Consider the following 25,259-nt stretch of genomic DNA (forward strand, 5'->3'; position numbering starts at 1 on the left):
GCCGGTGGAGCCGGAGGTATAGATGATATAGGCCAGATGGTGTGGCTTAAGCCCCAATTGGTGGGGATCGGGATTATGGCAAGGTTGCTGTGCCACTGCGTACCGCCGGTTGTCATCATCCAGCAGCAAAACCGGAATATTTTGCGCGGGTAAACGCGCCTGTAGATGGCTTTGGGTCAGCAACCAGGCCGGTTCACTGTCCGATAACTGGTAAGCCAGCCGTTCGGCGGGGTATTCCGGGTCGAGGGGAATATAGCCCGCCCCCGCCTTAAGGATGCCGTACATGCCGATGATCATATCCAGGCTGCGGTCGGCACAGATAGCGATGCGATCATCGGGGCGTACACCGGAGGCAACCAGATGATGAGCCAGTTGGTTGGCCTGGCGGTTTAATTCGTGGTAACTCAGTTGGCTATCGCCAAACACCAAGGCGGTGGCATCAGGGGTTCGTTCTGCTTGTTGTTCAAACAGTTGGTGGATCAGCGTCTCTTGCGGATAAGCTAAAGTGGTCTTGTTGAAATCCACCAATAATTGATGGCGTTGTTGCGGTTGCAGCAGCGGTAAATCTTGTACTTGCAGGGGATCATCGGCAACCATCGCCCCTAACAGGGTTTGCAGGTAACTTGCCAGCCGTTCAATGCTGGCTCGATCAAACAGATCACTGGCATATTCCAGTTCACCCACTAACCCATTATCCGTATCGTTGATGGAAAGTGACAGATCGAAATGGGTGCTTTTCCGGGTTAGCGGCAGTTCATCCAGCACTAAACCGGGTAACGTCAGAGGGTGTTGGATCGGTGTGTTATCCAGCGCCAGCATGACCTGAAATATCGGGCTATGGCTCAGGTTACGTGGTGGTTGCAGCGCTTCGACCAGTTGTTCAAATGGCAAGTCTTGATGTACATAAGCCGCCAATGCGTGGGCTTTTACCTGTGCCAATAACGCGCCAACGGTGGGGTTATCTTCCAGTTTAACCCGCAGCGCGAGGGTATTCGCGAAGAAACCGAGCAACGGCTCTAATTCACTGTGCTGTCGGTTTGCGACCGGCGTTCCTATCACAATATCGTGTTGGCCACTGATACGGGCAAGCAGGATTGACCATGCCGCCAGCAATGTCATGAATAAAGTGGAACCGTGGCGCTGGCTCAACGCTTTTAAGCCATCGCTTAATGCCGGCGAGAGGCTAAATGCCACTTGATCGCCACGGTAGCTTTGAACCGCCGGGCGTGCCCTGTCTGTCGGCAGTGCCAGCAAAGCAGGGGCGCCTTGCAGCGCTTCCCGCCAGAAATTGACCTGTTTTTCCTGTACTTCACCTTGCAGCCATTGCCGCTGCCAGAGGGCATAGTCGGCATATTGCACTGTCAGTGCCGGCAGCGGATCGTCTTGCCCCTGAATGAAAGCGCGATAGAGGGTGGTCAGCTCGTATATCAGGATGTTTATTGACCAGCCATCCGAAATCATGTGGTGCTGGGTCAATAACAGAACATGTTCATTGTGGCTGAGCTGCAACAATTGCCCGCGGATTAATGGCTCCAGGGCAAAATCAAAGGGGTGGCGAGTTTCAAATTGAGCGGCTTCATCAATAGCCGCCTGTTTTTCTGCCTCTGTGAGCGGGCTGAGATCTTTAAGGGTTAAATTGAAACCGCTGTCCGCCTCGGCAATCACTTGCCGGGCTATCCCATCCACCATGTTGATGGTGGTGCGCAGAATTTCATGGCGGGCAACAATCCGATCCAGCGCCCTTTGCAGCGCGTTCAGGTTTAGCTGGCCTGTCAGACGCAAGCCGCCCGCGATGTGATACGCCGTCTGGGCGGCCGGATCTAACTGCGCCAGGAACCACAAACGTTGTTGTGCCCAGGAGAGCGGCAGCGCTTGTTGTCGGTCGGCGGGCAATATCACCGGCTGTGCAGGTTGGTTGGCGATATCCAGTGTTTGCGCCAAATCGGACAACACGGGACGGGAGAAGAGATCCTGCAACGCCACTTCGGTGTTGAAAACCTGGCGTAAGCGGGTCGCCATTTGTACCGTCAGCAAGGAGTGACCACCCAACTCAAAGAAGTTGTCATGACGTCCCACCTGTTCCAGCCCAAGCAAGGACTGCCAGACTTCCGCCATTTTTTGCTCAATTTCCCCTTGGGGGGCGGCGTATTCACGGCTGGCAATGGCAGCGCGATCCGGTGCAGGCAAGGCCTTGCGATCTAGCTTACCACTGCCAGTTAGCGGGAAGGCATCCAGTATGACAAATGCACTGGGGATCATGTGCTCCATCAGATGGGTGCTAAGCTGCTTACGCAGATGGGAAGGGGTGAGGGTAACTTCTGGTTGTGGTAGCAGGTAGGCCACCAGACGCTTGTCGCCATCGGCTTCTTCACGGGCAATCACCACAACATCTTTGACGCCGTCGCAAGCGGCTAATTGCGTTTCGATTTCCCCTAATTCAATACGGAACCCGCGCAGTTTGACCTGAAAATCGTTGCGCCCTAAATATTCAATGTTACCGTCAGGCAACCAGCGCCCCAGATCGCCGCTTTGGTACAGACGGGCATTGGCTTCCTTGCTAAAGGGATCGGGGACAAAGCGCTCAGCCGTCAGTGCTGGCCGGTTCAGGTAACCCCGTGCGACGCCGGCACCACCGATATAAATCTCCCCGCTGACACCGATGGGAACCGGTTGGCCGAAGGGATCGAGGATATAAATACGGGAATTGGCATTGGGGCGGCCAATGGGAATGTTGTGTTCAATCCCCGAAGAAGAGCCAGCATGCAGCCTCAATGACGTGACGATCACCGTGGTTTCCGTCGGGCCATAGGTGTTGATCCAACGGCAAGATTGCGTTTCGGGTAACGATTGCCAATCCGCCCAATGGCGGTATTCCGCTTTCTCACCCCCCACAATCACCGTGTGCAGGGACGGGCTAAAACCGGTACGACCGGCTTTCATCTCCTGTACCCATTGGTGCCAGAACGCAGTGGGGACATCCATGATGGTGATTTTTTGTTGCCGCAAAAAGTCAATAAATTCGCTATTCGGTACACGGATATGGGCGGGGCGCAGCACTAACGTTGCCCCCGCCGCCAGTGTTGGAAAAATGTCGGATACGGAGGTATCGAATGCCATCGTCGCAAATTGCAAAATGCGATCCGCTGGCTGGGGCTGGCTGATTTGCTGTTGGGCGTGGATAAAGTTGACGACATTGCGGTGTTCCAGCATCACCCCCTTGGGCTGGCCGGTGGAGCCGGAGGTGTAGATGACATAGGCCAGGTGGTGCGGCAGCAGCCCTGATTGGCTGGCATCAGGATTATGGCTTGGTTGCTGGTCGACCACATTGCAGTGATTTTCATCATCGAGTAACCAAACCGGCACTGCCGTCGGCGGTAAACGGGTCTGTAACGATTTTTGCGTCAGCAATAACTTTGGCGCGCTATCGGCTAACTGATAAGCCAGCCGTTCGGCGGGGTATTCGGGATCGAAGGGAACGTAACCGGCGCCCGCTTTGAGAATCGCCAACATACCGATGATCATATCCAGACTCCGCTCGACACACAGTGCCACGCGATCGTCTGGGCGGATGCCAAAGGCGATTAAGTAGTGCGCCAGTTGGTTGGCACGCCGGTTCAATGCGGCATAACTGAGTTGCGTATCGTGGTACACCAGGGCAATAGCTTCAGGCATCGCTTCCGCTTGCTGTTCAAAGAGCGGGTGGATCAATTTATCTTGTGGGTAGGCGAGGGCGGTGTCGTTAAAATCCACCAACACTTGTTTGCTCTGTTGCGGGGTCAAGAGCGGCAATTGCGCCACGCGCTGGCTGTCATCAGCCACCATCGCCGCCAGCAAGGTGTGTAACTGGCTGACCAGACGTTCAATCGTCGCGTGATCGAACAGATCACGGGCATATTCCAGATCACCCACTAAACCCTTTTCAGTCTCATCCAGGGTTAATGTCAGGTCAAAGTAAGCACTGTCCCTGATTAATGGCCGCTCATCCAGGACTAATCCCGGCAGCGCAAAATGCCGTTGTCCCGGCGTATTATTGGTTGCCAGCATGACCTGAAAAATGGGGCTATGGCTCAGGCTGCGCGGCGGTTGTAAGCGCTCAACCAGTTGTTCGAAGGGCAGGTCTTGGTGGGCAAATGCATTGATCGCCTGTTTTTTCACTTGTGACAGGAGTTCACTGACCGTGGGGTTATTATGCAATTGCACCCGTAATGCCAGGGTATTGGCAAAAAAACCGATCAAAGGGGCTAATTCAGGTTGTTGGCGGTTGGCGATGGGGGTGCCAATCACCATATCATCCTGACCACTGATGCGGGAGAGCAATGTCGCCCAGCCCGCCAATAACGTCATAAATAAGGTGGTTCCGTGGCGCTGGCTAAGCGCTTTTAAACCAGCCTGCAATGCGGGGGATAGCGCAATATTAACGCGGCTGCCGGTATAGCTCTGCTTGGCTGGGCGCGGCCGATCTGTCGGTAATGCCAAAAGTGCGGGGGCGCCTTGCAGGGTGTCACGCCAGAACTCGACCTGTTTTTCCAGCACCTCTCCCTGTAATTCATTTTTCTGCCAGAGGACATAATCCGCATATTGAATTGTCAGGGCTGGCATGGGATCAGGTAGCCCCTGGCTGAATGCGTGATAAAGCGTGGACAGTTCTTGCATAAGGACACTGACTGACCAGCCATCCGAGATAATATGGTGCTGGGTTAACAGCAGGATATGCTGCTCTTCTGCCCGTTTTAGCAGGCGTCCCCGTGCCAATGGGCCGTTAACAAAATCAAAGGGATGATTGGCTTCAAGGCAGGCGATGTTTTCAATTGCGGCGGTTTGTTGTGTTGACGATAGCGGGCTGAGATCGTCTTGTTGCAAGGGAAAACCACAATTTTCATCATGAATGATTTGTTGTGCCTCGTCTTCTACCGTCACGATTGTGGTACGCAGAATTTCATGGCGCGCCACAATACGATCCAGGGCGGCTTGCAGGGCATTCCGATTGAGTTTGCCTTGGAGATCCAACCCTACGGACATGTGGTATGCCGTTTGTGCCGCCGGATCCAGTTGAGCCAGAAACCATAAGCGTTGCTGTGTCCAGGATAATGGCACGCCGTTATCACGCGATTGGGCCATGATGGCTGTTTTTTGTGTTGACTTGCGGCTCAGTTTCGCTGATTGGGCTAACTCAAGTAATCTTCGGCGTTCGGCTAAGGGTAGAGATGAAAGCGCGTTATTATTCATTTGATTATCACCACGTAAAATAAGGTAAGTAAAATCTAATTCATGGATTTATAAACATCTTGCAGAGACTCTGAATCGAATTGCAGTAACAGAGAGTCGATAAGGCATTCTTCAAGCTGACAGAGGGTCGGGTGAGAAAACAGTTGATGAATGGATAATTCAACCTCAAATGTCTGTTTGATTTCCGTCTGTAGCTGTAACACCAACAGGGAATGCCCGCCCAATTCAAAAAAGTTGTCATAGCGGCTCACCCGATCCAGCCCCAATAGTGTTTGCCAAATGGCGGCCAATTGCGCTTCGGTTTCGCCCTCTGGCGCGGCATATTCACGGGTTGACATGGCTGAGTGGTCGGGGGCGGGCAGGGCTTGACGGTCGAGTTTGCCATTGGGCGAGAGCGGAAAGGCCGCCATCATGATAAAGGCGCTCGGTATCATGTAATCGGCAAGGTTTCGGCTCAGTTGCGCACGCAGTTGAGAAATGCCCGGCGCGCCATCCTGATCCGGGATCACATAGGCGACCAGTCGCTTGTCACCGGCACCGCTTTCACGGGCGACCACCACCGCTTCATGGACGCCAGTACATTGGGTCAGGCAGGTTTCAATTTCGCCCAGTTCAATGCGTAATCCGCGGATTTTGACCTGAAAGTCATTGCGCCCCAGATAGGAGATGCTGCCATCCGGTAGCCAACGTCCCAGATCACCGGTTTTGTACAGACGGGCGGCAGGATCGGCGCTGAATGGGTCGGTAATGAAGCGTTCAGCCGTCAACGCTGGCAGGTTCAAATAACCACGGGCGACCCCCACTCCCCCGATGTAAATTTCACCGGTGACACCGATGGGAACCGGTTCCCCGTAGGCATCGAGAATATAGATTTGGATATTGGCAATCGGCTGTCCAATCGGCACTTGCCCGCGATAGCGATCCGGCACGCACCGCCAGGCGGTGACATCAATGGCCGCTTCCGTGGGGCCATATAAATTATGCAGCTCACTGTGTGGCAAGTGGGACAGACAATGTTGTTGCAGGGCATAAGGCAGGGCTTCCCCGCTGCATAAAATCTGGCGCAGGGAAAGGCAACGGCCGGCCGGAATGTAATGGAGAAAACTTTGCAACATGGAGGGCACAAAGTGGATCGTCGTGATATGACGGTTTTCTATCTCTGCCAATAAATAGTGCGGCTCTTTATGGCCGCCGGGTCGGGCTATCACCAGTTGGGCGCCAAACATCAGGGGCAGGAAGAATTCCCAAACGGACACATCAAAACTGAACGGCGTTTTTTGTAACACGCGATCCTGAGGGGTTAATTGGTAAGTCTCCTGTGCCCAGAGCAAACGGTTAACCACCCCACGGTGCTCATTCATCACGCCTTTGGGTAATCCCGTTGAGCCAGAGGTATAGAGCACATAGGCCAGATGACGCGATATCAGCCCTAACTGCGTGGGCGCTAAGTTACCGTCGTCTTGGCGGGCAATATTGGCCTGAACGGTTGGATCATCTAAAAACCAGACAGGGATTTCGGTCACCGGCAGTTGTTCTTGCAAGCGGTGATGGGTGAGCAGGATCACCGGTTCACTGTCTGACAGAATATAGGCGAGCCGATCGGTGGGATATTCCGGATCGAGTGGCACATAAGCTGCGCCCGCTTTTAAGATCCCCAACAAACTGATGACCATATCCAGACTGCGCTCCATGCAGATGGCAACGCGATCATCGGGATGAATGCCCGTCTGGACAAGGGCGTGAGCCAGTTGGTTAGCCCGTTGATTTAACGCCCGATAACTGAGCTGAGTATTGCCATACCCCAGGGCAATGGCCGTTGGGCTGCGCTCCACTTGTTGTTCAATCAATTGATGGATTAAGGCGTGTTGCGGGAAAGGTTTGTCGGTAGCGTTAAAATCATGGATGACTTGCCGGCGTGCCTGTTCATCCATGAGTGGCAAACGCGCCACGGTTTGCTGTTCATCATCCACCATAGCTTCCAGCAGCGTCAGGAGATTCTGCATAAGCTGGGCGATCAATTCAGCATCAAATATTGCCGTGTCATAATAAAAGGTATAACCGATCTGATCGCCGGCTTCTAAGACATTGACCATCAATGGAACGGGGACATCGGCATAGTAAGGATACGGAAAAGGCCGCAACTGGGCATTGCCCCACTGTACCGTGACAGGGTCATCTTCCGCCATCCAAAGGGTGGTTAGATCGCCAATATATCGGGCTTTTTGGAATATCATGACTGTCTGGAAAACGGGATGGACATCGGCATTGCGTTGCAATTTCAGTTGTTCCAGCACTTTGGAGAAGGGATATTTCTGGTTTTCAATACCCAGCCGGATGGTTTTCATGGCTTGTGTGATATGTTCCTGTACGGTCATATCACCGTTTATCTGGCTGCGTAAGGCAACCGGGTTGATAAATTCGCCAACCAATTTTCCCCAACGGGCACGGCCTCTTCCCGGCAGAATAGAACCGATAATGACATCATCCACGTCGGTATAACGGCTCAAAAGGATCTGGTAGGCGGCCAGAAAGACGGCAAACAGGCTGTTATCATATTTTAGCGCCAGTGCATGCAGTTTGTGTGCCAGTGTTGCGTTGATGATTTTCTTTAAAGAGATTTTTCCTGTGGCGGGCAGGGGGCTATTTTTAGGTGGCCATTGCGATACGGCCAGATTGCCCGCCAAGGTGTTTTGCCAGAATTGTTGCTGCTTTTTGGCGCTGGCGCTGGTTAGCCACTGTTGTTGCCATTTTACATAATCGTGGAAACTGTTTTCGGGGGCGCCTTCCAGCGGTTTTGCAGATAACAGGGTGTCGAGTTCATCTAACAGTAGCCAATAAGACCAGCCATCGACCGCCAGATGGTCGAAGGTCAAGACCATGATGCTTTCTTGCTGATTGCACTGATACCAACTGGCATAAACCCGCAACGGATGTGCCAGATCAAATGGGTGCCAGCAATCATCCTGAACACGTTGTTTAAGCACTTCTTCATGAAGGTGCCGGGCATCATGGATTGTGAGTGTGATTTCAGAGTGGTCTGCGATGCAATAGCCCAATTCACCGTGATATTGTCCAAAACTTGCTCGCAGCATGGGATGCCGTTGCACCAATTTATTGAGCGCTTCTTCTAAACGCTTAGCGGTTAATCCTGTAATACGGGCACAAAATGCACTGTTATTTTGGCCACGTTTATCAGGATCAATTTGATATTGAAACCAGCGGCTACGTTGGGCTTCTGATAAAGGGAATGATTTCAATATTTCAGGGTAATTCATTCTATAGCTCCCTTTTTATGGGTACATTAAAAAATAAAAACATGAGAACTGATAAAACAAAAAATCACACTTGAGTTTAAATAGATAAAAATAGCCCTATGAAATAGATGATAAATCTATTCCTGTTGGAAAATGACTGTTTTTAGCACTGTTTTCAGTACCATTTGGCATAATTTGATATAAACGATTATATATCCAGAAACTCGCGAAATAAAAATGACTGACTATTCTAATAAAAAAGAACAGCCTTATTTTTTTTGTTTGCTTAATTCCTGCCTGCCATAAAAAATATATTCTTCATGATAGGATATAATCTTGCATTAAGTTATTTTATTACATACTTATAATAATGTTTTTTAATGCGTCTCATTTTATTATTATGTGTTAACGGGTTTTGTTGTTGGTGATTTTATGTTCATTGCGTTGCTCAAATTTTTTCGACTGTGTAAAGTGAAATAAGAGCCTGTTTTATGAGGCTCTTTATGATGAGATTTATTTCATTTTATGAGATGAAATGGTCTTTATCACTCACTTCTTTAATATGACCATCTTCTAATTTGATAATGCGGTCGGCAACATTAAAGTAAGCATCGTCATGGCTGATAACCAGAACCGTTTTACCGCTGGCTTTTAATTCTGGCAACAACTCAGTATAGAATAAGCGCTTAAACACGGGATCTTGGTCGGCAGCCCACTCATCAAACAGATAAACAGGACGGTCTTCCAGATAAGCTGCCACTAAAGCCAGCCGTTTCCGTTGACCCGCCGAAAGGTTTGTGGTGGAAAATTTGCCATCAACGATTTTCACTTTGTGCGCCATATTTAATGCTGCAATATAATGCGTTGCTTTTTCGGTGACATTGGCATCACTGTTGAGTAATTGTTCAAATAGATGGTAATCAGAAAAAACGGCGGCAAAATGTTGACGATAATACTCATTATTCGCGGGGGTTACCTGCACACCATTTAGCGAGATAGTCCCGGCTTCTTGCTCAAACAGGCCAACCAGCAGCATGGCGAGCGTGGTTTTTCCACTGCCATTCCCGCCGACAATAAACACAATTTCGCCTTGTGATATTTTCAAACTTAATGGGCCGAGTGCGAACTGGCGATCTTCTTTATCGGTTGTGTAATGGTGGATAACATCTTTCAGCTCAAGCTCTAGGGATTGTTGCGCGTTAAATGGGTTAGTGCCTTCAACCTGAATGGATAGCGCTTCTTCCAGTTGGCTGTCAAGGCGGCGCATTTTTTCCAATGAAACTTCCGCTTCCCGCAGCTCCGGGATTGCACCAATCACTTCACTGATGGGGCCTGATAAGAAGAGAACCAGCAGCGATACCGTCACCAGTGTTGAGGGTTCTTGGGGAAACCAAATCGGCACAACAAAAACAATGACACCAATAATGATATAAAAGGTCACAGAGCTGGCATTAATCACCCAGGCATAACTGGAATTCGCTTTTACGCAAATCTCTTGAAAAACTTTAGCGGCTGGAGCAATCACTCTATTAATAAAAAGGTGGCTTTTTTGTTTATTGAGTTGCAGCTCTTTACTGCCATCAATCAGGCTTTGGAAATTAAGGTATATTTTATCAACTTGATCGCGCATCTCTGTCATTAATTTTAATGGATATTTTTCCCACAGATAAAAGACATACATTCCAATAAGGCTGAGTACTGCCAAAATAAGAAACAGTTGCCAGGACATCCAGGCTAAATAACCAAAACAGGCCATGATTAGGGTGATATTGCCAAAAACAGACGGTGCCAACATAAAGGAATGGACGAAAACATCGACATCTTTGGTTAAGACCGCCAATAAACCGTGCCGCCCAAGTTTATGGAGTTTTTTAAGTGGCGCGCGCAAGATTTTATTACTCAAACTGAGGCGTAATGAAAAAATAGTGGATTGAGCTAAATGAGATAAGGTAATTTCTGATACGGTTTTAGTAATAAAAAAAATAAAGCAGATACCAAAAAAGCTCCAAAGAAATGTCGTCAGATGAATTTCTTCTGTTACTCCTTGACTGATCATCCCGACTATCGAAGCACCGGCAAACCCACTAATTAATGCGCTTATTGTCGATACCAGCAGTAATACCCAAGATTGACGATATAAATAAGCTATTAGAGTCATAAAAAACAAGCCATTGTCGAAGGTTATAATTTATATGAAAATTCATATATATGTTTACTCAATTCACTATGGTTGTTGTTTTTTTATGAAACTGCAAGTGTGATTTATAGCAGGGCAATATTAATAAATATCACTGAGATAAAAATTATTCACCATATTAATGGTTATTATACGTAATTACATATACGCATTAAACTTCAAGTTGCAATTTACAACACGATATGAAACCTGATTTCTCCCCGCGAAGCGGGGAGAAATCACACGCATCTTGAAGTTAGATTGGTATAGATGGATTATTTGAATAATGACAAGGAGTGCGGGATCTTCAAAAAAGTCCCTAATTTTTAAGGGATGGGGAAAAGAATGTCGTAAGTGTTGTATCAAGATGTATGAAGAGCTTAGATTGAATTTTACTGCAAGGCACTAAAAACAGATGATTTTGTTTATAATGCTTTGATTTTTAACCATAATATCTTTATATATACCAGTCGCCTTTCAAGATGCGTTTTATATCTCCCCGCGCAGCGGGGAGATATAAGCACTTCCATTGGTTTGCAAACTGCAACTTGAATTGGTATAGAGCAAAAATGGCTAATTGCAAATACATTTTTGGGTTTATGGTTATAACTTATAACCCTTATTTTTGAATAATTATTGAACAAAAGTATTTATTTTCCATTACCTTCAATTCAATCCCGCTTTTTATTTATTTTTTATGCACAAATAATGCATAAATTAAGAATAAATGCATTTTTATAATTTGTGAAAAGCATCATAAAGTAAATTCATTGTGATTTAATTGTATTGACTTTGTTAAATCCCAAAGGGATTATGAGGTTAATTATTGCTCAAAGAGGAACCCAATCATCTTCGATAATGTTCTTGTGGGCTTATCGAAGCAATGAGTTGATAGCCTAAATTAGATCAATCATTAAAAAGAAAATTTAATGATATATAAAATGATCCTTATTTTTACATCCTAATTAATTGAGGAAGAACAAATGCCAAACACGATCCAAAGAAATTGGTTTGACCAGTATATGGTTCCCTGTTTTTCGCCGGCAAATTTTATCCCAGTCGTCGCCAAGGGTTCGCGTGTCTGGGATCAGGATAGTAAGGAATATATTGATTTTGCGGGTGGAATTGCCGTGAATGCATTAGGCCATGCGAATGATGAATTAAAGAATGCATTAAATTTTCAAATGGAAAATATCTGGCATATTGGTAATGGATATACCAATGAACCGGTTTTAAAACTGGCTAAAGCGTTGGTTGAAAATACATTTGCAGATAAGGTTTTTTTCTGTAATTCAGGCGCCGAAGCGAATGAAGCCGCATTAAAAATTGCCAGAAAATATGCCCTGGATAATTACGGCGATCATAAGAACGAAATTATTTCATTTGAGAACTCCTTCCACGGCAGAACATTATTTACGGTGACGGTCGGAGGGCAGCCTAAATATTCTCAGGACTTTGCGCCATTACCACAACAAATTACTCACCTGCCTTTCAACGATATCGACGCGATCAAAGCCCATATGTCAGACAAAACCTGTGCCGTGATTGTTGAGCCGATTATTGGGGAAGGGGGGGTGATCCCCGCTGAACCGGCATTTTTGCGAGCATTGCGGGAGTTATGTGATCAACATCAGGCGTTGCTGATTTTTGATGAAATCCAGACCGGGATTGGCCGGACGGGGTATTTGTATGCCTACGAGGAAGTTGGCGTAGCACCGGATATTCTGACCAGTGCCAAAGGGCTTGGTGGTGGATTCCCGATTGGCGCCATGTTGGTTAGGCAACCTATCGCAGAGGCTTTTCAGCCAGGATCACACGGCACAACGTTTGGCGGCAACCCGCTGGCCGCAGCCGTTGCCAACAAAGTCGTTGAGTTAGTCAATCAGCCAGCATTTCTTGCCGGCGTGCAAGAGCGCCACCACGAGTTTATGCGGCGCATGTCCGAGCTTAATCAACGTTATCAAGTGTTCAGTGAGCTGCGCGGTAAAGGATTATTGCTGGGGGCAGAGTTGGTTGAAAAATATCAAGGCAAAGCAAAAACCCTGACTAATCTTGCGGCACAAGAGGGATTAATTGCCTTGATAGCCGGCCCTGATGTGTTGCGTTTTGCCCCTGCGTTAAATATCGAACTGCGGGATATCAACGACGGTTTTATCCGCCTTGAAAGTGCCCTCAAGCGATTTATTCAGGATTAACGTCGATTCGAGGTGAGATCATGATGCTATTTAGATCCGTTCAATATGAAGATGTCGGGGATCTCCTTAATCTTTCGTCCCGTGCTGGCGTTGGCCTGACGACATTACCCAATAATCAGGAATATCTGACGGCACGGATTTCACGCAGCATTGATGCTTTCAACGATACAACAAAGGGACGGGCACAACAGGGGTTTTTATTCACCCTGGAAGACACGGAAAAGCATCGTGTTGTTGGTGTCAGTGCGCTGGAAGTTGCTGTTGGTCTGGAAGAGCCTTTCTATAATTTTCGTCTGCATAAATCGGTGCGGGCTTCCCGCGAATTAGGCGTTTATAACACATTTGAAACGTTGATTGTCGGGCAGGATTATACCGGATGTACTGAATTGTGTACCTTGTTCCTTGATCCCGATTACCAGGGGGGAGGCAATGGCGTTTTTCTTTCCAGAAGCCGCTTTCTGTTTATTTCCGCATTCCGACATCTCTTCCCGAAACGTATTTTTGCGGAAATGCGTGGCGTTGTGAATCAACAGGGCGAATCGCCATTTTGGGATGCCCTTGGGAAACATTTCTTCAATGTTCCCTTTGCCGAAGCCGATTACCTGACGGGCATTGGTTCTAAAACGTTTATCGCCGAATTGATGCCATTTCATCCGATTTATGTCCCTTTGTTGCCAGAAGATGCACGGCAGGTTATTGGTCAGGTACATGAAAATACTCAGCCCGCCCGCACCATTTTGGAAAAAGAGGGATTTGCTTATCACGATGCGGTCGATATTTTTGACGCGGGCGCCATCCTGGATACCGAGATTGACAACGTGCGCACCATCCAAGCCAGCCGGCTTGTGCATGTGAAAAGGAGCGATCACGTTTCCCGATCACCGGACGGCGTACAGTGCATTGTCTCTAACTTGAAATTTCAGGCGTTTAAAGCCCTGCTTTTACCGGTTTCTGAGCCGCTAAATGGCGATGAATTATTGCTTACTTGCGCAGAAATGGCGGCGTTGCAGGTGGATGATGGCGATCCGGTACGCTTCGTTTCTCTTTTTTCTTAGATGTTCTCACGATTAACCGCTTTGTCATTAAGCGTTTTTGCAATTGAGGAATTTCACAATGGATCATCAAGCGAATTACATTGGCGGTGAGTGGATAGCAGGGCAAGGCCTGCCCGTCGTTAAATCCTCCCCCGTCGATCAGCGGGTCTTATGGCAGGCGAATGGCGCTTCTGCCCCTCAGGTTGATCAGGCCTGCCAGGCCGCTCGCCAGGCATTTCCTGCCTGGTCTCGATTGGCCGTTGAAAAGCGGATCGCGATTGTCCAGACATTTGCTGATTTGCTGGCTCAGGAAAAAGAAACGATGGCGCAGGTGATCAGCGAGGAAACCAGTAAGCCCTTGTGGGAAACACGGACAGAAGTCCAATCCATGATAGGTAAGATCACCATTTCGATTGAAGCATGGATGCAGAGAACGGGCTACTGTGAAACACCGATGCCAGACGGCAAAGCCATATTACAGCACCGTCCTCACGGCGTGATGGCGGTTTTCGGTCCCTATAATTTTCCGGGGCATTTACCGAATGGACATATTGTTCCGGCACTTATTGCCGGGAATACCTTGGTGTTCAAACCCAGCGAATTGACGCCGGTGACGGCGGAGAAAACCGTGGAATTGTGGATTAAGGCCGGGTTGCCGGTCGGTGTGCTGAATTTGGTTCAAGGGGGGAAAGAAACGGGGGGCGCCTTGCTGGATAATCGCGCCATTGATGGTGTGCTGTTTACCGGCAGTGCGGCGACCGGGTTTCATTTCCATCGCCTATTGGCGGGGCAGCCAGAAAAAATGCTGGCACTGGAAATGGGGGGTAATAACGCCCTGATTGTAGACGACTATGATGACATTGACGCCGCAGTTTACACCATTATCCAGTCGGCATTTATCTCCGCAGGGCAGCGCTGTACTTGTGCCCGGAGGTTGCTGGTGAAGCAAGGGGAGAAGGGGGATGCCTTAATTCGACGGTTAATTGATGCTGCCGGCCAGATTGTGCCAGGCCATTGGAATGCCGATCCCCAGCCGTTTATCGGCGGGGTCATTTCCTTAGCGGCGGCAAAAAGTTTGCTGGACGCCCAAGCCAAGTTGTTGGCCGCAGGGGGGATCGCCTTGCTCACGTTAACGCAGCCTGAACCGCACTCAACGTTTATGACGCCGGGCATTATTGATCTGAGCAACGGCAACGACATTCCTGATGAAGAATATTTTGGTCCGTTGCTCACGGTGAGGCGTTATACCACTTTCGACGAAGCCATTTCGATAGCCAATGATACCCGGTTTGGGCTGGCAACCGGGCTGATTTCTCCTGATGCCCGCCTGTTTGAAAAGTTATTGCAAGAGGCGAGGGCGGGGATCGTCAATTGGAATAAGCCGCTGACAGGCGCATCCAGCAAGGCACCGTTTGGTGGCATAGGCGCATCCGGCAATCACCGCCCCAGTGCTTATTATGCCGCAGATTATTGCGCCTGGCCGATGGCCTCCCTGACAACGGAAAGTTTGGTTTTGCCTGAGACGCTCGCTCCAGGGCTGAATTTTTTCATCAACCAATAGACAGTGAGAGGTGAGTATGTCAGGAATTGAAGCAAATTTTGATGGTTTGGTGGGGATGACGCACCATTACGCGGGGCTATCAAACGGTAATCAGGCTTCCATGAACCATCAGGGGCGAGAATCCAATCCGCGTAAAGCCGCCCTTCAGGGATTGATGAAAATGAAGGCGTTGTCTGATATGGGATTTGTACAAGGGGTCTTCCCACCGCAACAGCGCCCAAACGTGCCGGCATTGCGACAGCTAGGGTTTACCGGCACTGACGAGCAGGTATTAAAAAAAGCCGCGCAATATTCCCCATTATTGTTGTCCAACCTCAGTTCGGCCTCTTCCATGTGGGCGGCAAATGCGGCAACGGTTTCGCCTTCGGCAGACAGTGCGGATCGGCGTGTCCATTTCACGGTGGCAAACTTAAATAATAAGTTGCATCGCTCGCTGGAGAGTACCACGACTTCACGCGTCCTGAAGGTGACGTTTCCTGATCAACGCCATTTTGTCCATCATGATCCTCTGCCACAACATGCGGATTGGGGGGATGAAGGGGCAGCAAACCATAATCGTTTTTGCGGCGAATATGATGGCGCAGGCATCCAACTATTTGTTTATGGACGTAAGGCATTGCAGGAAGGGATAGCGCCTAATCACTATCCTGCAAGGCAGACGCTGGAAGCCAGCCAAGCCATTGCTCGCTTGCACTTACTTGAAGATAAATGCACCGTTTTTGCCCAGCAAAATCCGGTTGCTATTGACAGTGGGGTGTTTCATAACGATGTTATTGCTGTGAGCAATCGTCATGTTTTTTTCTGTCACCAGCAGGCTTTTTTAAACCAGCAGGCAGTATTGGACGAGCTGAGAGAAAAAATGGCTCGGTTCGGGCAGAGCTTGATTGCGATTGAAGTGCCGGCGGAACAGGTCACCATTCAGGATGCCGTTGAATCTTATCTGTTTAACAGCCAGTTGTTGAGCCAGCCGGATGGCAACATGATGCTGATTTTACCGGAAGAATGCCGTCAACATCACAAAGTATCCGCCTATTTGCAAGCGTTGGTTGCGAAAGGAAATACCCCCATCAATAAGCTCCACTTTTTTGACTTGCGCGAGAGTATGCGTAATGGCGGCGGGCCAGCCTGTTTGCGACTCAGGGTGGTGTTAAATGAACAAGAGTTAGCGGCCGTAAATCCAGCGACTCTGATGACACCAGAACTGTATCAACGCCTGACGGTATGGGTTGATCGTCATTATCGGGATTCCCTGTATGCGTCCGATCTCACTGATCCACAACTATTAAGGGAAGTCTATTCTGCCCTTGATGAACTGACGCAGATCCTTAATTTGGGTTCAATTTATGAGTTCCAGAATTAATCAGGAGACGTAATGGATTTACTGACTTTATTGCGTGAAAACAAAATCGACAATAAGTTGTATTTTCCGCCAACGATCAAATCATCATGGTTAGCGGAAGGGGTATTGCAGTTATTACCGCAGAGCGAACCACAAGAAAAACCGGCCGATGCATTGATTATTTCTGCCGGCATTCATGGCAATGAGACGGCACCTGTTGAAATCCTTATCCAGTTATTGTCACAACTGGCGCAGGGCAAGTTGCCATTGCAATCTCACCTTCTGTTGGTATTTGGCAACTTACCCGCCATACGGGAAGGGCGGCGATATCTTGATCATGATCTCAACCGCTTGTTTGGCGGGCGTTATCAACATTTTTCTTTGGGGAATGAATCGAGCCGTGCGATGGAGCTGGAGTCAGTTATCCAGCAATTTTTTAATGATCCTGCGGTGATGGCTTCAACAAAACGCAGGCACCTTGATCTGCATACCGCCATCCGAGGTTCCTGCCATGAGCAGTTTGCCCTGTTGCCCTATCAGGCACGTGAATATGCGGCGGATTTTTTACAATGGTTGGAAGATAGCGAGCTCGATGCCCTGGTATTTCATAACACGGCAGGGGGAACATTCAGTCACTTTACCAGTGAACATTTCAATGTGGATAGTTGCACGCTGGAAATCGGCAAGGCACTGCCTTTTGGACAAAACGATTTGGCAAAGTTTAGCAACATGACCACGGCCTTGCAGGATTTAATCGCGGGTGATCCTTCCCGAAAACGAACCAAACCGGCGCTGAAACATTATCGTGTGGTTGATGCCATTATCAAACAACATGACAGTTTCCAGCTCAATCTTCCAGAAGATACGAAAAACTTCACTGAATTATCAGAAGGTTTTGAGATCGCCCGCCAGCAACATCAATCCTGGAAGATTAGATCGCCGGCAAACTTTATCTTGTTTCCTAATGCTCATGTTGCTGTTGGGCTACGGGCAGGATTGTTGTTAGAGAAATTAACCTAATCAATTCATAAAACAGCAAACCGTAGAGGTTATTGATGACGAGATCATTAAAGACGCCTGTGGAACAATCTGCCGGTGAGCAGAAACTTCACCGTGGACTAGGCAAGCGCCATATTCAGTTGATCGCCATTGGTGGTGCTATTGGTACGGGATTGTTTATGGGAACAGGGAAAACCATCGCGGTATCTGGGACTTCAATTATCCTGACTTATCTTTTGATTGGTTTTTTTGCTTTTATGGTGATGAGGGCAATGGGGGAACTGTTGCTCACCAAATTGGATTACAGGACGTTTGCGGATTTTGTCGCGGATTATCTGGGGGATAAGGCCAGCTATTTTCTGGGCTGGACTTATTGGATGAGTTGGATCGTCAGTTGTATCGCAGATGTCGTGGTATGTGGTGGCTATATTCAGTATTGGTTTCCAGAAAGTTGGCTTTGGTTAACGGCACTGTTTGTTTTGGGATTGATGTGCTGGTGTAATTTCTTCTCGGTACGGCTGTTTGGTGAAACGGAATTCTGGTTTGCCATGATTAAAGTGGTAGCGATAGTGGCTTTGATTATGGTGGGGGTTGGTATGGTTTTTGTCGGCTGGACTTCGCCCAATGGCGTGACAGCTTCGATAAGTCATTTGACAGAGCCTGACGTATTCCTGCCCAATGGGGTATTTGGATTTTTGGCGGGTTTTCAAATCGCTATCTTCTCTTTTACGGGCATTGAATTGGTTGGCACAGTGACGGCGGAAACCAAAGAGCCAGAGAAAATCTTACCGAAAGCGATTAACAGTATTCCGATCAGGGTCATTATCTTTTACGTCCTCTCCATGATGTGTATCATCGCGGTGACTTCATGGCCACAGATTTCACCGGAAGCCAGCCCCTTTGTGACGTTGTTTGCATTAGCCGGATTACCGGCAGCGGCGGCGGTGATTAATTTTGTTGCCCTGACTTCGGCGATGTCCTCGGCAAACAGTGGGTTATATGCGTGTGCCCGAATGCTTTATGGTTTGTCCACAGAAAAGCTGGCGCACCACAAGTTTGGTCAACTCTCAATCAGCAGTGCTGTTCCCATTTTTAGCTTGGTATTTTCAGTCCTTTGTATGGCAAGTGGTGTATTCCTGCTATTTATTATCCCCAATGTCATCAAATTATTTACGATTGTGACGACCGTGGCAGCCATCATGGTGATTTATAGCTGGTGTATGATACTACTTGCTTACCTGGCTTATCGTAAGAAACGTCCTGATCTGCATAAAAAGTCTCTCTATAAAATGCCCATGGGCATTCCCATGACATGGTGTACTTTGATATTTTTTGCCTTTACGGTGGTGATCATGGTGTTTGATTATGATACCCGTGTTGCGCTCTACGGTACGCCAGTGTGGTTTGTGATATTAGAAATTTCGTGGCGTATGCGGAAAAATCGCAAACAGCAGCGTATGCAGGATGAAATGGTAAATTAAGTTTTGGATGCCAACGGAAATTGGCGGGATTAGTTGGGGCACATCATGATACTTAAATCAAAATTTTTTAGCATTTTGAACCCAGATAGAACCGGGCCATTGACGCGTAGTGAAACACATCTAACAAATAGGGCTGCCAGGTTATTTAATGTTAAAAGTCATATCACTATCAGAGAAGTTGGACTTCAGGATGCTTTATGTATTGCTAATCGAATAAGAACGAACATGATTAATGGTGATTGGCTCATCGGCGCTAATCAGGGCGGTCAATTAAGTCGGGAGCAGGTACAGTGGAATTCAAGATATAAGGCTACCTATGGGATACTGACTCAAATCTCTTCTATCTTAGAAAGTAAATTTGAGGGTGTCTCAGCTTCAATAGCGCATTATTCCTTTGTTATGTTTTTTCAAGAAGTCCCCATTGGGATATTAATATTTTCTAATAACAAGGAAAAAGCCACAGAACCTCCCTCTATTATAGAATTCGCTACTCACATAGGTATTAGAAATTGTGGAATTTTTCTCATGGAATATGCGGTAAATAAATCAAACACACTGGGTAAAAATGGGAACGTCAAACTAATACCAGCGTCTGCTGCGAGGGGGGTTTACCTTCAATATGGGTTTGGGTATCAAAGAGGTTACATGCTATTAGAACCCGGCAAAAGTGATAAATGGGGGTTTTGGGAAAAGGGATATTATTTTAAGGCCAATTGTGTATAAACAGGAAGTTTCTGGCTCCCTGAACCATAAAAAATAGCCCCACGCTAACAACGTAGGGCTATTTCATGTTTATGCAGCGAGAAAATTAGGCGTTTTCTTGCTGGGTTGCCTGAATTGCAGTCAGTGCAACGGTATAAACGATATCATCGACCAATGCGCCACGGGACAGGTCGTTAACTGGCTTGCGCATACCTTGCAGCATTGGCCCGATGGAAACCAGATCCGCTGAACGCTGTACCGCTTTGTAAGTGGTGTTACCGGTGTTCAGATCCGGGAAGATGAACACGGTTGCCTGGCCTGCAACCGGTGAGTTTGGCGCCTTGGATTTCGCCACATCTGCCATGATAGCCGCGTCGTACTGCAATGGGCCGTCGATGATCAGGTCTGGGCGTTTTTCTTGTGCCAAACGGGTTGCTTCACGCACTTTTTCAACATCGCTGCCGGCACCCGAGTTACCGGTGGAGTAAGAGATCATCGCAACGCGAGGTTCAATACCGAACGCTTTTGCTGAATCCGCAGATTGGATCGCAATTTCAGACAGTTGTTCTGCGGTTGGATCTGGGTTGATCGCACAGTCACCGTAAACCAGTACTTGCTCTGGCAGCAACATAAAGAAGACAGAAGAAACCAGGGAGCTATTTGGTGCCGTTTTAATTAACTGCAATGGCGGACGGATTGTGTTCGCCGTGGTGTGAACCGCACCGGAAACCAGGCCGTCAACTTCGCTTTGCTCCAGCATCAGGGTGCCCAGTACAACGTTGTCTTCCAGTTGTTCGCGGGCAACGACTTCGGTCATGCCTTTGCTCTTGCGCAGTTCAACCAGACGTGGCACATAGCGTTCACGCACTGACGCAGGGTTAACAATCTCAATCCCTGCGCCCAGTTCAACGCCTTGAGCTGCCGCGACACGACGGATTTCTTCTGGATCGCCCAACAGGATACATTCTGCAATGCCACGCTCAGCACAGATCGCCGCTGCTTTGACGGTACGTGGTTCGTCGCCTTCTGGCAGCACGATACGCTTGCCAGCCTGGCGTGCCAGTTCGGTCAACTGATAGCGGAATGCCGGCGGGGACAGGAGATTTGGGCGCTCTGATGTGGCCGCCAGAGAATCGATCCATTCGCTGCTGATATGTTGTGCAACGTAGTTCTGGAGCTTTTCAATGCGCTCATGGTCATCGGCTGGCACTTCCAGGCTGAAACTTTGCAGGTTCAGGGAAGTCTGCCATGTATTGGTCTTCACCGTGAAAACAGGCAGGCCGGTGCTAAATGCACGTTCGCACAGTTCACGGATAGAATCATCAATAGAATAGCCACCGGTCAGTAATACGGCACCAATTTCAATCCCGTTCATGGCCGCCAGACAGGCGGTGATCAGGACGTCAGGACGATCAGCCGAAGTCACCAGCAGGGAGCCGGGACGGAAATACTCCAGCATATTAGGAATGCTGCGGGCACAGAACGTCACCGATTTGATGCGACGGCTTCCGATCGCGCCTTCATTGATAACGTCAGCTTTCAGGTGCTTAGCCATATCAATCGCACGGGTAGCGATCAGGTCAAAACTCCACGGAATGCAACCGAGAATAGGCAGTGGGCTGTTTTTGAAGATCGTTTTTGGATCGATGTTGGTAATCGTCGCTTTGGTTGCTTCGTCAAAGATCTCAGACAAATCCGGGCGAGTACGGCCTTGGTCATCAACAGGGGCGTTCAGTTTGTTGACGATAACACCGATAATGTTTTGGTTTTTGCTGCCGCCGTATTCAGCACGGGTCAGTGCAATGCTCTCTTTCAGTTGCTCTGGGGTGTTGGTTCCCTGAGCAGTCACGAACACGATTTCAGCGTTCAGTGTCTTGGCGATTTCATAGTTCAGGGATTGGGCAAACGGATGTTTGCGGGTCGGAACCAGACCTTCGATCAGAACCACTTCTGCATCTTTGGCATTTTCGTGGTAACGCGCCACGATCTCTTCCATCAACACATCTTTTTTGTTCGTGGTCAGCAGTGATTCCACATAGGCCATTTCCAGAGGTTCAGCAGTATGGATACTGGAATGTGAACGAATAATGGCAGTGGTTTGATCCTGAGAACCCGTGTGACGGGGTTGTGCGATAGGTTTGAAAACGCTCAGGCGAACGCCTTTTTGCTCCATGGAGCGAATAACACCCAGGCTGACACTGGTTAAACCAACGCTAGTGCCAGTAGGGATCAACATAATTGTACGGGACACGGAAACCTCTTTAACGGTTGCTCGTCAGTCAATATAGGTGACTCAGTGAGAGATATTCGATGCTATATGAATAGACAAAACACAAACCATGAGCCAACGCAATATTTATTAAGGAAATATTAATCAATCTATTCATGGATACGGTGTTGATGAAAATCGCATTCATGAATAGAGAACCGCCAGTATGGCTGGCGGTTCTAAAATCGTGCTGCTTATGCGGTCAGACGTGCTGAATCCTGAGCAATAACCAATTCTTCATTGGTTGGGATAACCAGGGCAGGACGGCTGTTATCGGTAGTGATAACGCCAGATTTGCCGAAGCGAGCGGCAAGGTTACGCTCGTGGTCATATTCGAAGCCCAGCAGAGCCACTTTTTTCATAGTCAGTTCACGAACCAGCGCAGAGTTCTCGCCGATACCGCCAGTGAAAATAATTGCGTCCAGACGGCCTTCCATCAATGCGCTGTATGCGCCGATGTATTTAGCCAGACGGTGGCAGTAAACATCCATTGCACGCTTAGCATCCGCTTTGGTTTCGTAGTTATCTTCTACGTAACGGCAGTCGCTGGTCACTTCGGTCAGACCCAGGAAGCCAGACTCTTTCGTCAGCAGGGTGTTGATCTGAGCGATGCTCATACCCATTGCGTCGTGCAGGTGGAATACGATAGCGGGATCGATATCACCACTGCGCGTTCCCATCACCAGACCTTCCAGTGGCGTCAGACCCATGGAAGTGTCAACACATTGGCCGTTGACGATGGCAGAAACCGAACCCCCGTTACCCAAATGACAAGTAATGACATTCAGTTCTTCAACCGGTTTGTTCAACAATTTAGCGGCTTCACGGGAAACGTAGAAATGGCTGGTGCCATGTGCACCGTAACGACGGATGCCATGCTCTTTGTACAGGTTGTAAGGCAGTGCGTACAGGTAGGCTTCTTCCGGCATAGTCTGGTGGAAGGCGGTATCAAATACGGCAATGTTTTTCTCAAGTAGATGAGGGAAGGCTTTTTTCGCTTCCGCAATACCGATCAGGTGAGCAGGGTTGTGCAGTGGGGCAAATGGAATCGCCGCTTCAATGCCTGCGATAACTTCATCGGTGATAACCATGGAAGAAGTAAACTTCTCACCACCATGAACAATACGGTGTCCGATGGCTGAAATTTGTGCAGAAAGCTCTGGCTTTTCAGCCAAGATAGTATTAACAATGAAATTCAGGGCTTCGCTGTGTGCTGCGCCGGCACCTAAAGCAGCTTCATTTTTCGCGCCATCCATTTTCCATTTAATACGGGCTTCTGGCAGGCCAAAGCACTCAGCTAAACCAGAAAGATATTCTTCACCATTGGCAGGATCGATGATAGCGAATTTCAGGGAGGAGCTACCGCAATTAAGAACCAGTACCAGCTTACTTGACATGGAAATACCTATTATCTTGTTGTGATCTAATCTTAAATAAGAACAATGTTAAAAAATAAAATAATTTATTAACAAACCGAACCCAATTGTTGCGAAAAAGGGCAAAATTCCTGTTTTGCTACTGCAACAACATAAAAGTCTGTGTAGGATACCGTTTGCTAGCAATAAAGACAAAATATACTTAATAGTATTAATACTACGAAAAAGATTTTATCTTTTGTAGGGTTTTTTTAAAAACTATACCTTTAATTGATTGAGGTCATGATGAACACGACACCGCCTGTTAGCCAGGGTTGGTTCAAACGCATGCAGCTAGGACAGCAATATTTAAAAACCTGGCCGCTAGAGAAACAGCTTGCCCCTGTTTTTCCTGAAAATCGTGTAATTAAGGCGACTCGCTTTGGGATTCGGTTTATGCCGCCATTGGCCATTTTTACGTTGACGTGGCAAATCGCGCTTGGCGGGCAATTGGGACCTTCGGTGGCAACGGCACTGTTTGCCTGTAGTTTGCCGTTACAGGGATTATGGTGGCTGGGAAAACGTGCGGCAACCCCGTTGCCGGAGAGATTGCTGAACTGGTTTTATGAAATTCGGGAGAAATTTTCTCAGGCCGGCATTGCGATGGCGCCGGTGGAAAGTGCCCCGACTTATTTCTCACTGGCTGAATTGCTTAAGCGGGCTTTTAAGCAATTGGACAACTCTTTTCTTGATGATATTTAATCTCATTCTTGCCCTCGGCAATACTGCTGAGCGCTGTTAAGATTGAGCTTATTATTAATACATGATGATTAACGCATAGTGGCGTTTGAAGGAGTCGGGTTTGGTTCTGAGATGCAGAGGTTTTTTATTCGATTTGGACGGTACTCTGATTGATTCATTGCCCGTGGTTGAGCGAGCGTGGATTCAGTTCGCTGATAAGATGGGTATCGATAGGGATGAAGTGTTGAACTATGTTCATGGCACGCCGGCGATATTGTCACTGCGGCATTTTATGCCAGACGCGAGCGAAGAAGAGATCCTCAGCACGTTTAAATGGATTGAAAAAATTGAAACAGAAGATACGCAAGGCATTACCGCTTTGCCGGGTGCCATCGCCCTGATTGATAAACTGAATGCGCTGGATATTCCGTGGGCAATTGTGACATCGGGAACCGTTCCGCTTGCCTCTGCACGCCATAAGGTGGCAGAAATACCGGCGCCAGCGCATTGGGTGACGGCAGAGTCTGTCACACATGGAAAACCCAACCCGGAACCTTATCTGCTGGGGGCTAAAAAACTGGGACTTTTGCCAGAAGATTGCGTGGTGTTTGAAGATGCTCCGGCGGGTATCCATGCCGGGCTGGATGCCGGCTGTCAGGTTGTCGTTGTCCACGATTCGCCAGATATTCCGCGCCGTGATGAAGTTCATTTGACGATTAATAACCTGGAAGAGATTGAAATTGTCAAATCTGGCGGTTATGTATCGATTTATAGCCAATAAATTTCGCTTCTCGCAGCAAAGTAGCAACTTGACAGATGGGGGATATCCGCCATAAATCAGAAGGTTCCTTGATCAGAACGAGGTATTTTCCCTGAGAAAAAGGGTTTACTTATCTTGTTAACGTTTGTACCTGTAGGTTTTTGATA

At 48.1% G+C, this 25,259-nt stretch carries 14 protein-coding genes; 9 read left to right on the forward strand and 5 right to left on the reverse strand.

Going from position 1 to position 25,259, the window contains the following annotated elements; all coding sequences use genetic code 11:
- The 3 genes from Xkoz_RS00205 to Xkoz_RS00215 form a co-directional block, all read right to left on the reverse strand.
- Positions 1 to 5,226: non-ribosomal peptide synthetase (locus Xkoz_RS00205; RefSeq protein WP_141554390.1), on the reverse strand; the 5,226-nt coding region annotated here is incomplete at its 3' end.
- Positions 5,227 to 5,261: 35 nt separating this feature from the next.
- A complete protein-coding gene (locus tag Xkoz_RS00210; protein ID WP_099140204.1) occupies positions 5,262 to 8,501 on the reverse strand; it encodes a non-ribosomal peptide synthetase in 3,240 nt (1,079 codons plus the stop codon).
- A gap of 502 nt (positions 8,502 to 9,003) precedes the next feature.
- Positions 9,004 to 10,638 carry a cyclic peptide export ABC transporter gene (locus Xkoz_RS00215; protein ID WP_099140205.1) on the reverse strand — a complete coding sequence of 545 codons (1,635 nt, stop codon included), beginning with the start codon at positions 10,636 to 10,638 and terminating at the stop codon, positions 9,004 to 9,006.
- Positions 10,639 to 11,639: 1,001 nt separating this feature from the next.
- Here Xkoz_RS00215 and Xkoz_RS00220 point away from each other — a divergent pair.
- The 7 genes from Xkoz_RS00220 to Xkoz_RS00250 are packed head-to-tail and all read left to right on the forward strand — an operon-like array spanning position 11,640 to position 19,988.
- Positions 11,640 to 12,851, forward strand: a complete 1,212-nt coding sequence (locus Xkoz_RS00220; protein ID WP_099140206.1) for an aspartate aminotransferase family protein — start codon at positions 11,640 to 11,642, stop codon at positions 12,849 to 12,851.
- Positions 12,852 to 12,874: 23 nt separating this feature from the next.
- A complete protein-coding gene (gene astA / locus Xkoz_RS00225) occupies positions 12,875 to 13,906 on the forward strand; it encodes an arginine N-succinyltransferase (RefSeq protein ID WP_244183363.1) in 1,032 nt (343 codons plus the stop codon).
- A gap of 58 nt (positions 13,907 to 13,964) precedes the next feature.
- Positions 13,965 to 15,446 carry a succinylglutamate-semialdehyde dehydrogenase gene (gene astD / locus Xkoz_RS00230; protein ID WP_099140208.1) on the forward strand — a complete coding sequence of 494 codons (1,482 nt, stop codon included), beginning with the start codon at positions 13,965 to 13,967 and terminating at the stop codon, positions 15,444 to 15,446.
- Between the two features lie 16 nt (positions 15,447 to 15,462).
- Complete coding sequence (gene astB, locus Xkoz_RS00235; RefSeq protein WP_099140209.1) at positions 15,463 to 16,806, forward strand: N-succinylarginine dihydrolase; 1,344 nt, start codon at positions 15,463 to 15,465, stop codon at positions 16,804 to 16,806.
- A 12-nt stretch (positions 16,807 to 16,818) separates the two neighbouring features.
- Complete coding sequence (gene astE / locus Xkoz_RS00240; protein WP_099140210.1) at positions 16,819 to 17,805, forward strand: succinylglutamate desuccinylase; 987 nt, start codon at positions 16,819 to 16,821, stop codon at positions 17,803 to 17,805.
- Positions 17,806 to 17,840: 35 nt separating this feature from the next.
- Positions 17,841 to 19,265: an amino acid permease gene (locus tag Xkoz_RS00245; protein ID WP_099140211.1), complete on the forward strand. Its 1,425-nt coding sequence runs from the start codon at positions 17,841 to 17,843 to the stop codon at positions 19,263 to 19,265.
- A gap of 45 nt (positions 19,266 to 19,310) precedes the next feature.
- Positions 19,311 to 19,988, forward strand: a complete 678-nt coding sequence (locus tag Xkoz_RS00250; protein ID WP_099140212.1) for a hypothetical protein — start codon at positions 19,311 to 19,313, stop codon at positions 19,986 to 19,988.
- 85 nt (positions 19,989 to 20,073) lie between these two features.
- Here the strand turns inward: Xkoz_RS00250 and pta are convergent, their stop codons facing one another.
- Together pta and ackA are read right to left on the reverse strand one after the other, a co-directional pair.
- The gene (gene pta, locus Xkoz_RS00255; RefSeq protein WP_099140213.1) at positions 20,074 to 22,218 is read right to left on the reverse strand and encodes a phosphate acetyltransferase; all 2,145 of its coding nucleotides are present in this window, start codon (positions 22,216 to 22,218) and stop codon (positions 20,074 to 20,076) included.
- 212 nt (positions 22,219 to 22,430) lie between these two features.
- Positions 22,431 to 23,633, reverse strand: coding sequence for an acetate kinase (gene ackA, locus Xkoz_RS00260; RefSeq protein ID WP_099140214.1), 1,203 nt, complete (start codon positions 23,631 to 23,633; stop codon positions 22,431 to 22,433).
- Positions 23,634 to 23,897: 264 nt separating this feature from the next.
- On the opposite strand from ackA, the gene yfbV reads away from it, so the two are divergent.
- Entirely contained in the window at positions 23,898 to 24,353 is a 456-nt protein-coding gene (gene yfbV, locus Xkoz_RS00265) for a terminus macrodomain insulation protein YfbV (protein WP_099140215.1), read from the forward strand.
- A 100-nt stretch (positions 24,354 to 24,453) separates the two neighbouring features.
- Entirely contained in the window at positions 24,454 to 25,113 is a 660-nt protein-coding gene (locus tag Xkoz_RS00270) for a sugar phosphatase (RefSeq protein WP_099140216.1), read from the forward strand.
- The last annotated feature ends 146 nt before the right edge of the window (positions 25,114 to 25,259 follow it).

The organism is Xenorhabdus kozodoii, assembly GCF_002632875.1.
GTDB lineage: Bacteria > Pseudomonadota > Gammaproteobacteria > Enterobacterales > Enterobacteriaceae > Xenorhabdus > Xenorhabdus kozodoii.